Origin of the sequence: Hyalangium gracile, assembly GCF_020103725.1 — a bacterium.
Taxonomy (GTDB): domain Bacteria; phylum Myxococcota; class Myxococcia; order Myxococcales; family Myxococcaceae; genus Hyalangium; species Hyalangium gracile.
In genome coordinates, this window is record NZ_JAHXBG010000018.1 from 39,176 (window position 1) to 51,573 (window position 12,398).

The 12,398-nt window shown below is 69.6% G+C and carries 9 protein-coding genes; 6 read left to right on the forward strand and 3 right to left on the reverse strand.

From position 1 onward, the window contains the following. Positions 1–7 precede the first annotated feature (7 nt). From KY572_RS30985 to ptsP, 3 genes are read right to left on the reverse strand one after another with little or no spacing between them, the layout of a single operon-like run. The gene (locus tag KY572_RS30985) at positions 8–1,831 is read right to left on the reverse strand and encodes a PTS fructose-like transporter subunit IIB (protein WP_224247177.1); all 1,824 of its coding nucleotides are present in this window, start codon (positions 1,829–1,831) and stop codon (positions 8–10) included. Next, positions 1,828–2,793, reverse strand: coding sequence for a 1-phosphofructokinase (pfkB, locus tag KY572_RS30990; protein ID WP_224247179.1), 966 nt, complete (start codon positions 2,791–2,793; stop codon positions 1,828–1,830). The genes KY572_RS30985 and pfkB overlap by 4 nt, the downstream gene beginning before the upstream one ends. Then, the gene (gene ptsP, locus KY572_RS30995) at positions 2,793–5,663 is read right to left on the reverse strand and encodes a phosphoenolpyruvate--protein phosphotransferase (protein WP_224247181.1); all 2,871 of its coding nucleotides are present in this window, start codon (positions 5,661–5,663) and stop codon (positions 2,793–2,795) included. The genes pfkB and ptsP overlap by 1 nt, the downstream gene beginning before the upstream one ends. A 235-nt stretch (positions 5,664–5,898) precedes the next feature. Here ptsP and KY572_RS31000 point away from each other — a divergent pair, with 235 nt between their 5' ends. From KY572_RS31000 to KY572_RS31025, 6 genes are all read left to right on the forward strand, one after another. Then, on the forward strand, positions 5,899–6,372 hold the full coding sequence (locus KY572_RS31000) for an SRPBCC family protein (protein ID WP_224247182.1): 474 nt from the start codon (positions 5,899–5,901) through the stop codon (positions 6,370–6,372). After that, entirely contained in the window at positions 6,369–8,504 is a 2,136-nt protein-coding gene (locus KY572_RS31005; RefSeq protein ID WP_224247184.1) for a choline/carnitine O-acyltransferase, read from the forward strand. Before KY572_RS31000 ends, KY572_RS31005 begins: the two co-directional genes overlap by 4 nt. 106 nt (positions 8,505–8,610) lie before the next feature. Continuing rightward, entirely contained in the window at positions 8,611–9,024 is a 414-nt protein-coding gene (locus KY572_RS31010; protein ID WP_224247186.1) for a hypothetical protein, read from the forward strand. A 130-nt stretch (positions 9,025–9,154) separates the two neighbouring features. Continuing rightward, a complete protein-coding gene (locus KY572_RS31015; RefSeq protein ID WP_224247187.1) occupies positions 9,155–9,493 on the forward strand; it encodes a hypothetical protein in 339 nt (112 codons plus the stop codon). Continuing rightward, a complete protein-coding gene (locus KY572_RS31020; protein WP_224247188.1) occupies positions 9,490–10,551 on the forward strand; it encodes a type III polyketide synthase in 1,062 nt (353 codons plus the stop codon). Before KY572_RS31015 ends, KY572_RS31020 begins: the two co-directional genes overlap by 4 nt. A gap of 15 nt (positions 10,552–10,566) precedes the next feature. Beyond that, the gene (locus tag KY572_RS31025) at positions 10,567–12,375 is read left to right on the forward strand and encodes an AMP-binding protein (RefSeq protein WP_224247190.1); all 1,809 of its coding nucleotides are present in this window, start codon (positions 10,567–10,569) and stop codon (positions 12,373–12,375) included. Positions 12,376–12,398: the final 23 nt, after the last annotated feature.

The window sequence follows — 12,398 nt, forward strand, 5'->3', positions numbered from 1 at the left end:
CAGCGCCTCAGGGCGGCCGTGCGGCCACGGGGGCGTTCCGTGGCTGCTCGGTCGCCTCCGGCATCTCGGCCTTGCCCGTCTTGAGCAGCGCGTACCCGCCACCGATGATCCCGGTCCCGATCGCGAGCGCCAGCAGGTACAGCGCCACGTGGCTGACCGCGTGGGGGATGAGCAGCACGAACAGCCCACCATGCGGGGCCATCAGCTGCACGCCGAAGAACATCGACAGTGCTCCCGTGATCGCGCCACCCACCATGCAGGTGGGAATCACGCGGAACGGGTCCTTGGCCATGAAGGGGATGGCGCCTTCGGAGATGAAGCACAGCCCCAGCACCAGCGACGCCTTGCCGGCCTCGCGCTCCGGCTCGGAGAACTTGGCGCGGGCCAGGAGGCTCGCGACTCCCAGCCCCAGGGGCGGCACCATGCCCGCGGCCATGATCGCGGCCATCGGCAATTGCGCGCCTGCTCCTCCCTCCGCCAGCAGGCCGACGCCGAAGGTGTAGGCCGCCTTGTTGACCGGTCCGCCCAGGTCGAAGCACATCATGGCGCCGAGCAGCGCTCCGAGCATGATCGCGTTGCCCGAGCCCATGTTCTTCAGGAACGTCGTCAGCGACGACATGATCGCGGCGACCGGCGTGCCGATGACGTAGATCATCACCAGCCCGGTGAGCAGGCTCGCTACCAGGGGGATGATGAGGATCGGCTTGAGCGACTCCACGCTGACCGGGAGCTTGAGGGAGCGGCTCAGCAACCGCGCCGAGTACCCGGCGATGAAGCCCGCGGCGATGCCTCCGAGGAATCCCGCTCCGAGCTCGCTCGCCAGATAGCCGCCGATCATTCCAGGAGTGATGCCGGGCCGGTCTGCGATGGAGTACGCGATGTAGCCCGCCAGCAGCGGCACCATCAGCTTGAAGGCCGTGCCGCCGCCCACCCGCATGAGCGCCGCGGCCAGCGAGCCCTCCTCCTTGAAGGCCTCGATGCCGAACACGAACGACAGGGCGATCAGCAGGCCTCCCGCGACGACCATGGGCAGCATGAACGACACGCCGGTCAGCAGGTGCTTGTAGGGCCCGCGCCGGGCGCCCGGTGCTCCTCCTCCACCGCTGCCCGCGGGCGTCTCCGCGCTCCCTGTCCCGCCCCCTTGGACCTGTGCCTTCTCCAGCGCATCCTGGATCGTCTGGGTCGACTTCTTGAGGGCTGTGCCAGTCGAGGTCCGCCACACGCGCTTGCCCGCGAACCGCGAGGTGTCGACCTCGATGTCGCAGGCGAGGATGACGGCGTCGGCGTTCCGGATCTCCTCCGCGGTCAGCTTGTTCTGGGCGCCCACGGAGCCCTGGGTCTCGACGCGAATCGGATAGCCGAGCCCGCTCGCGGCCTGGGTGAGCGCCTCGGCCGCCATGAAGGTGTGGGCAACGCCCGTCGGGCAGGCGGTGATGGCCACGAGCTTCTTCTGTCCCTGGGCGGATGCCGGCGCCGGTGCCTTGGATGTGGCCTCCAGCCCTCCACGGCCAGCGGCCTGGGGCAGCGTCGCGGCCTGGCTCTCGGCCCGCGCCAGGAACGCATCCGGCTCCGGCAGCGCCTGCGCGATGGTCGCCTGATAGACGCGCTTGCCGACGAACCGCTCGAGCGGCACCGGCGCGCTCGTCGCGACGACCACCAGGTCGGCGGCATCGATCGTGGCCTTGTCGAGCGGGACGAGCGGCTCGAGCTGGCTGTGCATCTCCACGAAGGGCTTCCAGCCGCGTCGGGTCGCGGCGCGCTCGAGGCCCCGAGCGGCGAGGAAGGTCGTGGCCACGCCGCTGGGACAGGCCGTGACGATGATGACGTTCATCGGTGTGTCTCCCGCCGGAGGTGCTCCACGGACAAGGCTTGAACGAGGGTCTGCTGCTGGAGCACGTCGAAATCCGAGGCGTTCGGATCTCCGAGGCCCACATGGCGCACGGACTCGGCGGCGAGCGCCGTCGCGAAGCGCAGGCTGTGCTCGCGTGGCCAGCCCGACAGCACGCCGTGCAGCGTACCGGCGAGCAGGGTGTCGCCCGCGCCGACGGTGCTCACCACGGAGACCCGAGGCGGCCGGGCCTTCAGGACGTTGCCGCGCCAGGCCCAGAGTACGCCCTCGGCGCCGGTGGAGAGCAGCACGTCCTCGATGCCGTCCTCGTTGAGCTGGAGCGCGGCCCGGAGCTGCTCCTCGGGCGTCTGGAGCGGGTAGCCCGCCCAGTCAGCCAGCTCGGTCTCATTGGGCTTGATGCCCGAGGGCCGAGCGGCCAGTCCGGAGACCAGCGCCGGGCCGCTGGTGTCGAGCCACACAGGGGTCGGCCACTGGCGGATCTCCCGGATGCGGTCCGCGAGCCAGGCCGGGGTGACGTTGGGGGGCAGGCTGCCGGAGATCACGACCGCGTCGAGCCCGCTGCGCAGCGCTCGGAGCCGCTCGGCCAGCTCCTCCAGCGAGCGCTCCGGAATCCGGGGCCCCGGTCCGTTCAGGTCGGTGACGCGCCCGCCCTGCTCTGAGAGCTTCGTGTTGATGCGCGTCTCTCCCGACACTCGGATGAACGCGTCCCGCAGGCCGCACTCGGCGAAGGTCCGCACGAAGGTCGTCTCGTTGTCGGCGCCGAGCAGCCCCGACACGGTGACGTCATGCCCCAGGCCCGCGAGGATGCGCGCCACGTTGATGCCCTTGCCGCCCGCGTCGAGGCGGGTGCTCTCGGTCCGGTTGACCTTGCCGGGCTCGAGCACCCCGAGCCGGATGGAGAGGTCCAGGGCGGGGTTGAGGGTCAGCGTCAGGAGCCGTGCCATCAGGCCGCCTCCAGGGCATCGCGCACCGCGGCGGCGGTGGGCTGCCGCAGGGCGAGCGCGGCCAGCTCGCGGGCACGAGGCAGAGTCAGCTCCCGGATTCGGGCCTTCACCAGCGGCACACGGCGGCTGGTGACGGACAGCTCATCCACCCCGAGCCCGACGAGGACCGGAATCGCCAGCGGGTCGGAGCCGAGCTCGCCGCACACGCCCACCCAGCGGCCCTCGGCATGAGCGGCCTCGACCGTCAGGCGAATCAGGTGGAGCACGGCCGGGTGCAGCGCATCGGACTGCACCGACAGCTGGGGATGGTCTCTGTCGATCGCCAGCGTGTACTGCGTCAGATCGTTGGTTCCAATCGAGAAGAACTGGGCCTCCTTCGCGAGCGCTGGAGCGAGCAGGGCGCAGGAGGGCACCTCGATCATGACGCCGAGCTGGACGTCGGTCGCCTTCACCTCGGCCTGCACCCGGTCGAAGATGGCCTTGCCCGCGCGGAACTCATCGATGTCCTTGACCATCGGGAACATGATGCGCACCGGCCGCGAGCCCGCGGCGGTCAGCAGGGCGCGTAGCTGCGTCTCGAGCACCTCGGGCCGGGTCAGCGTCAGGCGGATGCCTCGCAGCCCCAGGAAGGGGTTCTCCTCGGCGGGGATGGGCCAGTACTCCAGCGGCTTGTCTCCGCCCACATCCAGGGTGCGCGCGACCATCGGGCGGCCCGCGAGCGCGTCGAACGCCCGGCTGTATTCGGCAATCTGCGTGGCCAGATCCGGCATCCGCGGATGGGCCATGAACACGAACTCGGTGCGCAGCAGCCCAATGCCTTCCGCGCCGCGCTCGACGGCGTCGGCGGCATGCGCGGTGTTGCCGATGTTCGCGCCGACTTCGATCCGGTGACCGTCCTGCGTGCGGGCCTCCTCGTGGCGCCGGCCGTGGGCCGCCTGCTGGAGCGCCTTCTGCTCCTCGATGCGCTGCTCGGTGCGCTGACGACGCGCCGGACTCGGAGAGGCGACGACACGTCCGCTCTCGCCGTCGACGATCAGCTCGACCCCAGAGCTCAGGGCCAGCACGCGCTCACCGGCTCCGACGACCGCGGCGATGCCGAGGGACCGGGCAAGGATCGCGCTATGCGCCGTGGCACCTCCCCGCGCGGTGACGAGACCGCGGACCTTCGCCGTGTCCAGCCGCGCGACGTCCGAGGGCCCGAGGTCCTCCGCCACCAGGATGTAGGGCTGCTCCGGAGGGATGGGCAGCTCGACGCCACACAGCAGGCCGAGCACCCGGCGGCCCACGTCGCGCAGGTCCGCGGCGCGCTCGGCCAGCAGTCGGTCGGGGAGCGCCTCCTGGGCCCGCGCCGCCGTCTCGATGGCGCGCCACCAGCCCGCCTCCGCCGACAGCCCCTCGCCGATGGCCTTGAAGGCCGCGTCGCGCAGCGCCGGGTCCTCCAGCATCTCCACGTGGATCGACAGGATCTGCGCGACCTCGCCGCCCGTCGTTCGCTGCACCACCACCTGGAGCTGCTGCCGGGCTCCCGCCAGCGCACCTTCGAGGCGTTCTCGCTCACGCGCGGCGTCGCTCGAGCGCTCGGGATAGCGGAACTCGGGAAGGCGCAGCACGTAGGCGGGGGCGATCGCGAGCCCGGGAGCCGCCGGCACGGCCGTGAGCGTCTCGTCGGCGCCCGGAGCGATGACCGGCCCCGGTGCCGCTGGAGCCGTCGCGGGAGCATGGACCGCCGGGGCCTGGCGCTTCTCCTCGAGCGGCGTCACCGGCTCGCCCAGTCCACCACGGACCGCGTCCGCCAGGGCCGAGACGGCCTGCTCGGCGCCCTCACCCTCGGCGGAGAACACCAGCGTCTGGCCGTACCGCGCGCCGAGCCCGAGGACCCGGATCAGACTGGTCGCCGGAACCACCTCGCCCTGTCCTTCGAGGACGCGGAGGAGGACGGGCACGGTCTGCGCCCGCGCCACCTGGACCAGCTCCCGGGCGGGCCGAGCGTGCAGCCCCTGGGCATTGAGCAGGCGGACCCGCGCGGTCCGGGCCTGGGCGGACTCGCCCGACAGACGGGACAGGATCTGCTCGACGGGCAGGGTGGCGAGCTCGGCTCCATCACCCCGGGCGATCAGCGCGTCGAGTCTCTCGAGCAGCGAGCGATGCGCATCCCCCTGGGCCGCCAGGCAGAAGACGGCGGCCACGTCTCCCGCATCGTCCTGGAAGCGCTGCTTCGGAGTGGCCAGCCCCAGCGCGGGAGTCTTCACCCCCGTGGCGCCGTACGCGAGCCACAGCCCCTGGCCGAGCGGGACTGGCTGCTGTCCGGCGATGGATGCGACGAAGCTCGAGTCCACGCAGCCGATGTTGCGCAGACGCCCCGCGGCGGCCAGCGCCAGCTCCAGCCGGTCGCGCGCCGGCAGCTCCATGACGAGCGTCTCGGCATCGAACTTCGCCGTCACCAGCTCGCGGGACAGCGCCGCAATCACCTCATCCGCGCTCTTCGCACCGGCCAGCGTCTCGGCCACGCCCGTGCGCTCCAGCACGTGCGTGAGCTGGCGCAGGATGTCGAGGTGCTCGTCGGACTGCGCGGCGATGGCCACCAGGAGGTTCACCCTGGAGCCGTCGTGCCAGGAGATGCCTTCCGGAAACTGCAGCACGCGCACGCCCGTGGCGCGGACATGGCGTCGGCTCTCCAGGGTGCCGTGCGGAATCGCAATACCATGGCCGAGGTATGTGGAGGACTGCGCCTCTCGTGCGAGGAGTCCCTCGCGGTACTCGGCCGAGACCCGGCCTGCTTCGACCAGTGCGGTGGCGGCCTGATCCAGGGCCGCGCGCCAGTCCGTGGCGCGGCAACCGAGCCGGACGTCCTCACGCGTGAGCGTCAGCATCTGTTGGGATCTCCCCAGTCGCGCCGGAGCCTCAGGCGACCGGGAGAATCGTTTCACCAAATGGAGACCGGACGCTGGGCCGTTCGCCTCAAGCTTTCAGGACTGGAAAGATGCCCGCGCTCCGGCTGCGGCACGAACGGTGAGTGTGGGGGGATCGGATAGAATCGAGCTCACACCCGGCACCGTCAAAAGGAGCCCACACCGCATCCCGCTCGGGTGCGGCGCGGGGAAGGTCATGGGACAAAGCCACATCCGTTTCCGAGCCACCTTGAAGGCCCCGATCGAGGTCGTGTTCGAGCGGCTGACGGACCATGAGGACATGCGGAACTGGCCAGGTGTCACCGGCTGCCGGCTGGTCCGCGAGGGGACACCGCGCAACGGAGTGGGAGCCGTCCGTGTCGTGTCACACCCCTTCATCTCCGTCATGGAGGAGGTCAACCTCTATGAGCCTCCCCGCCGCATCGGGTACTCCATCATCAAGGGCATGCCGATCCGCCACCAGGGCATCGTGACGCTCGTCGAGCGGGGCGAGCAGGTCGACCTCGACTGGGAGGTGAAGATCTCCAGTCGGGTTCCGCTGCTGGCGCAGGCCATCGGCCGCTTCATCCAGCGGGGCCTGGGCCATGTCTTCGCCACGTACTTCGTTCCGAAGGTCGAGGAGACGGCCCGCGCGAGGCTCCGTCCACCGGCTCAGGGGGCCGTGCGATGAGTGTCTCACTGCTCGCAGGTCTGCTCCTCTGCGTGGCGTACCTGTGCCTGGCCTTCGTGCTCTACCGAGCCACGCCCCGACTGAGCGAGCTCGAGGAGCGGGACCGGCGGGCGGGGGCGGAGACCCGCTTCAAGGAAGGACGCTCGAGCGAGCCCATCAAGCCCTACCCGCTGTACACGGGGCCCGAGGTCCGGGCCGCCTTCCGCCAGACCTTCAGCGTGGTGCTGGACGGTTCCGTCCTGAGGACCTGTGCCTCCTGGCTGGTGGGCGCCTTCCTCGTGGTCGTCACTCCCATCCGGCACGCGCTCTTCTTCGCGCGCAAGACGCACCTCTCCAAGCGCTCCGCGGTGCCGCTGGCGATCTTCAATCGCCTGTCGACCCACGTCTTCGGCTCCGTCTCCCAGCTCATCAACCCCGTGGCGATCCTGGAGGATGACGCGAGGAACGGCACCCTCGAGACCCGGGCCGCCAGTCTGATCGCCGGGATGTTCGCGTTCTGGAGGAACCTGAAGAGCGGCAACCTCGTCAACCTCACGAGGGGCCTCCGCAGCGACACCGATGAGGCGTTCTTCCTCTTCACCCGGTGCTCGGGGCTCCACGAGCTCTCGCGCGGGAGGCCACGGCTCATGGCGGAGAGCACCGACGTCGAGCCGGGAAGCCATGTCGTGGTGCTCATCCGCGGCGTGGCCTATCGGGTGGACCTCCCCGAGCGGGTGCTGACCGACGAGGACCAGCGCCAGCTGCTGGGGGACATCGTCGCGATCGTCCGTCACGCCCAACACGGCGGGACCGTCACCGAGGAGCGCCTGAGCCTCTGCACCCACGTCTATGACGAGCGCCAGGTCGCGCTCCGGTCCAGGCACCGGGACTACTTCGACACGATCAACCGGGCGCTGTTCGTCGTCTCGCTGATCCCCGAGGCCTCCCCCGAGAGCATCAACGAGCTGGCGACCGAGCACTTCGCGCACCCCGAGAGCTGCTGGCACGACAAGGGGCTCCAGTTCATCGTCTACGGCAACGGCAAGGCCTCGGTGATCGCCCGGCTGAGGAACTATGTGTTCGGCTCGACCATCCTGAAGGCGACCTCGTACGCGGGCCTGGAGGCCCGGAGGCACGACTTCTCGGCGCTCCTGAGGAACTCCTCCGAGGACGCCGCGAGCGTGAAGCCGCTCCAGCACGCGGTGCTCGATGAGCGGGAGCGGGAAGTGCTCCGCTCCTACCGTGAGCAGCATCGGGCGTGGGTGCGGAAGGCGCCTCACATCGGCCACGCGAGGGTGGGGCGGCGCTCCTTCCGAGAGCTCGCGGGGGACAACGTCTCCGCGGACTCCATCTTCCAGGTCTGTCTTCACGCCGCCTATGCCCGGGTGTTCGGCCGCTTCCCGGTGTCCTCCGAGGCGGTCTACATGGGCTGCTTCCGCGGCCTCTATGGCGGAGCGATGGAGCTCTGCGGCACGCAAGAGATGAAGGACGTGGTGGCGCGGCTGACCGCGCTCGAGCCTGGCGACGAGGTGCCCCGAGCGCTCCTCGCTGGCGACGCGGACCTGGTCCGTCTGCTGCGCCGGGCGGTGGACTCCCACCGACAGCACATGCTCTTTCCCAGGCAGGGCTTCGTCACGCCCACGGTGCTGCTGGCGTGGTTCCGAGCGTTCGCCTTCACGCCGCTCCTGCTGGGGGCGGTGCTCTGGGCCTGCTGGGCGCCGAAGCCTCTCAAGGAGTCAGCCATCCTCCGGTGGCTCGCCTCCGGGCTCTCGAGGCTCCCGCTGCTTTCGAGACTGCTGGCGTTCGAGGTGGTCGACATTGCCTCCTCACACCTGCCGGCCGTACCGGGCGTGCGCGCCGCCGCCATCCAGAACTGCCGCTTCGACCAGATGCCCCGCTTCTTCACCCCGGAGCTGTTCCTCCCGGAGAAGGTCGCGGGCGTCTACCGGCCCAGGTTCCTGGTGCACTACTCCATCCAGGACGAGCAGGTGCACTACTCGCCCCTGTGCTTCTCCCCGGAAGTCGTGAATCGACGGGAGCAATTCATACAAGCCGTGGATTTCTACCTGCGCGTCTGTGCCTGCATGTGCGAGATGGGCTCAATGCATGTCGGAAATTCCGGTGCTCCCGTGAAGATGATAGCGACCGGATAAACGCCGCACTGTCGAGTCCACCACGGTGGGTCTCACAGGTGCGTCTGCTCCGCGTTATAAGATCGCGAGTCTGAGACCAGCTCGGACAACCGAGGGGGAGCGCATCGTGAGTATCCAGCGAGAGTGGGTGTTCGGAAAACACAAGGCACACCTCGAGGGCTCGGACATGCTCTTCGTGAGGATGGGTGGGCCTGTGGGGGCCGATGATGCCAGGGCCCTGATCAACATCTACCGGGAGCTGGCCGCCGCGCAGCCGTTCTTCGCCATCATGGAGGTCTCCGGCTTCGCCGCCAACGCGGAGGCTCGGAAGGTCTTCACCCAGGAGCTCCGCCAGGAGTGGTTCCGCGGGATGATCTTCGTGGGCGCCGGCATGGTGGAGCGCGCCGTCACCAAGGCCATGACGGTGGCGCTCTACCTCGCCGGCAAGTGGCGCATGGACTTCCTGTACACCGACACCACGGACCAGGCGCGCGACACCGTCTCCCGGCTCCGCGCGAAGCCGCTCTCCGCGACCGGCTGAGCCCGCCGCACACCCCACATAACCGCGCAGTGTGTGACTCACTGGATGACATTTGGCGCTAGCGCCAGCGGTCACAGGCTACCTGAAGAGTTGTGTTGGTTCGAAAATTATGCTCTACCTATCGGGTAGGATGATTCCCGATCGGACGGAGAAGCTCGAAATCGAGCCGCGACAGTCGACGCCGATGGCTCGGGAAGAGCTCGTCGCGTGGATGCAGCATGCCGTCCTGGAGATCCATCCCGTCCTCTCCCTCGAGCAGGTGCTGGAGGAGTCGTCCCTGGTTCATGATCTGGGCTTCGACTCCCTGTCCCTCGAGAGCCTCATGGCGATGGTCAAGTCCCGCGTCCCGGGAGTCGATCTGACGCCCTGGTACGTGCGCGCCGCGCAGCATGGCCAGGACACGATCGCCAGCCTCGTCGACTTCCTGTTGGAAGCCCGGCCCCCCCCCACCGAAGGAGACGAGCCATGAGCCAGTCCTGCGAGCGCCACCTGCCCACCCTCCTGGCCATCCGGTCAGCGCCGCCTCCATTCCGGCTGACCCAGGAGGAGTTCCACTCCGGGGTGGCTCGGGGTTGGTACAAGGACCTCGAGGACATCGAGCGCTTGATGGCGCAGACGCGAGTGCGCCAGCGGGGCATGTTCTGGGATCCGCGCCAGGAGCTGGCCGGCCGGGTGCGCGGCACCGGCGAGCGCATGCGCGCGTTCGAGGAGTCGGTGATCGGCGTGGCCCAGCAGTCCGTGGAGGCCGTGCTGGAGGGCGTGGATCGCGAGCGTGTCGGCAGCTTCGTGACCACGACGAACACGGGGTACTTCGCGCCCTTCTTCGACTGCGTCATCGCGCGGCGGCTGGGGCTGAGCAGCTCCCTGCGCCGCACGGTCATCGGGAGCATGGGGTGCTTCGCGGCCTTCAATACCTTCAAGGTCGCGCTGGACAGCCTGGCCGTGCGGCCCGACGAGCTGGTGCTGCTCAACTGCACGGAGGCCAGCTCCATCAGCATGCAGTCGGCTCCCACCAAGGAGCAGGCCGTCGTCCAGTACCTCTTCGGAGACGCGAGCGCCTCCATGTTGCTGGGCAGCGCGCCGGAGGGTGAAGGGCTCCAGTTCCTGCGCACCCACACGGAGCAGCTCTACGAGACGGCGGACATGATGACGCTGCGTCTGACGGACGAGGCCTTCCGGATGACGCTGTCGCCCTTCGTCCCGTTCGTGCTGGCGGAGAACATCGAGGGCTTCCTGAAGAAGCTGCTCGGGCCGGCGAAGCTCTCCCGGGGAGACATCCGGCACTGGGGCATCCACCCCGGGGGCCCGAAGATCATCGAGTTCCTCACCCGGAAGCTCGAGCTGAGGCCGGAGCAGTCCCGCGCCTCGTGGCACGTGCTGGAGAACCATGGCAACTGCGCCGCGGCCGCCACGCTGCTCGTGCTGGAGGACATCCTCCGCCAGGACAAGCCGGCGCGAGGGGACTACGGGGTGCTGATGGCCTTCGGCCCGGGGCTCACGGTCGAAGGGGCGCTGGTTCGCTTCTAGCGAGGAGATCCATCCATGGAGCGTCAGACGACACAGCTGATGCTGGGTCCGGGGGCGGTGCGTCATCCGGACCGGCGAGAGCCGCTTCCGCCGGGGGCGCCTGCGGTGCTTCCTCCAGTGTCCACGCTGGGGGAGCTGCTGGAGTACCGCGCCAGTGCCACGCCCGCCGCCGTCTTTGGCTACTTCATCGACATGGAGGAGCGGGTGACCCGCGTCTCCTGGCGGGAGCTGCGGCTTCGGGCGGGACGGCTGGCCGCGGGGCTGCGCCGCCAGGGCGTGTGGCCCGGTGACCGGATCCTCCTGTCGATGCAGACCTCGCCCGAGCTGCTGGAGGGCTTCTTCGCGTGCCAGCTGCTCGGCGCGATCCCCTGTCTGGTCGAGGCGCCCACCCTGGGCCGCGGGCTGAAGGCATGGGGCGAGCGGCTGGTGCCCAAGCTCCGGGTGCTCGAGCCGTGCGCTGTCGTGACGGAGGAAGGCGCGGTCCGAGAAGTGACGGACCTCCTGACGGAGCTCCTGGGACAGGGGCGGCCTTCGGTGCACGGCGTTCAGGAGCTCTCGGGCGAGGGAGATGTCCCGGCGCACCCCAGCCGACCGGAGGACCTGTCCTTCCTTCAGTTCACCTCTGGCACGACGCTGGCCGCGCGGGCGGTGACCTGCACGCACCAGGCGCTCCTGACCAACGCCCGGTGCGTGGCGGGCTCGGGAGGGCAGCAGTGGCGCCAGAGCGATCTGGTGCTGGGGTGGCTCCCGCTGTTCCACGACATGGGCCTGGTGGCGACCACGCTGTCGGCCATCACCCATGGCGTCCCTGTGGCGCTGATGCCGCCGGCGGCGTTCATCACCCGGCCCCTGCGGTGGCTCTGGGCGATGCATGTGCTGAGAGGCTCGCTCTCGTTCGCGCCCAACTTCGCCTATCAGCTCTGCCTGAAGCGCTTCCAGGAGCAGGAGGCCCAGGGGCTGGACCTGAGCTCGTGGCGCATTGCCTACAACGGCGCGGAGTTCGTCCACGCCGACACGGTGCGCCACTTCACCGAGCGCTTCTCGGACTACGGCTTCCCGGCCAACGCCTTCCTGCCGTCCTATGGCATGGCGGAGATGGTGGTGGCCGCGGCCTTCCACGAGGCCGGCACTCCCGTCATCGTGGACACCATCTCGCGGAGCCGGCTGGCCCGCGACGGGCGGGCGGTGCCCATCCCCGAGGATGCTCCCGACGCGATCCAGGTCGTCTCCGTCGGGAGGGCTGTCTGCGGACACGCGGTGCAGGTACGGGGTGAGGATGGCCGCGTGCTGGGAGAGCGGGAGCAGGGACAGATCGCCCTTCGCGGGCCGTCGCTCTTCCATGGCTACTACCGGGACCCCGAGGCCACGCGGGAAGTGCTGAAGGATCAGTGGTTGCTCACCGGAGACATGGGCTACCTCGTCGATGGGCGGCTCTACGTCTCGGGCCGGTGCAAGGACCTCATCATCCGAGGAGGGGAGAACTACCACCCCTACTTGATGGAGGGCGCCGTCTCCGCCGTCGACAAGGTGAGGGAAGGCTGCGTGGCCGCGGTGGGGCTGGCCAATGGCGACACGGGGACCGAGGACATCGCCATCGTCTTCGAGACGGTGGAGTCGGACCCGGAAGTGCTCCGGAAGCTGCGTCAGCAGGTGGAGGAGCAGGTGCGACGCGTCAGCGGCCTGCGGCCGGACCACGTGATTGCCGCGCCTCCCCGCACCATTCCCAAGACGAGCAGTGGCAAGATCCGGCGCGGCGCGGTCCGAGACTTCGTGCTGCGACACCTCGCCACCGAGCGAGGTGGACGCATCGCCGTGGGCCACTGAGCCCGTTCCCTTCCAACCGCAGG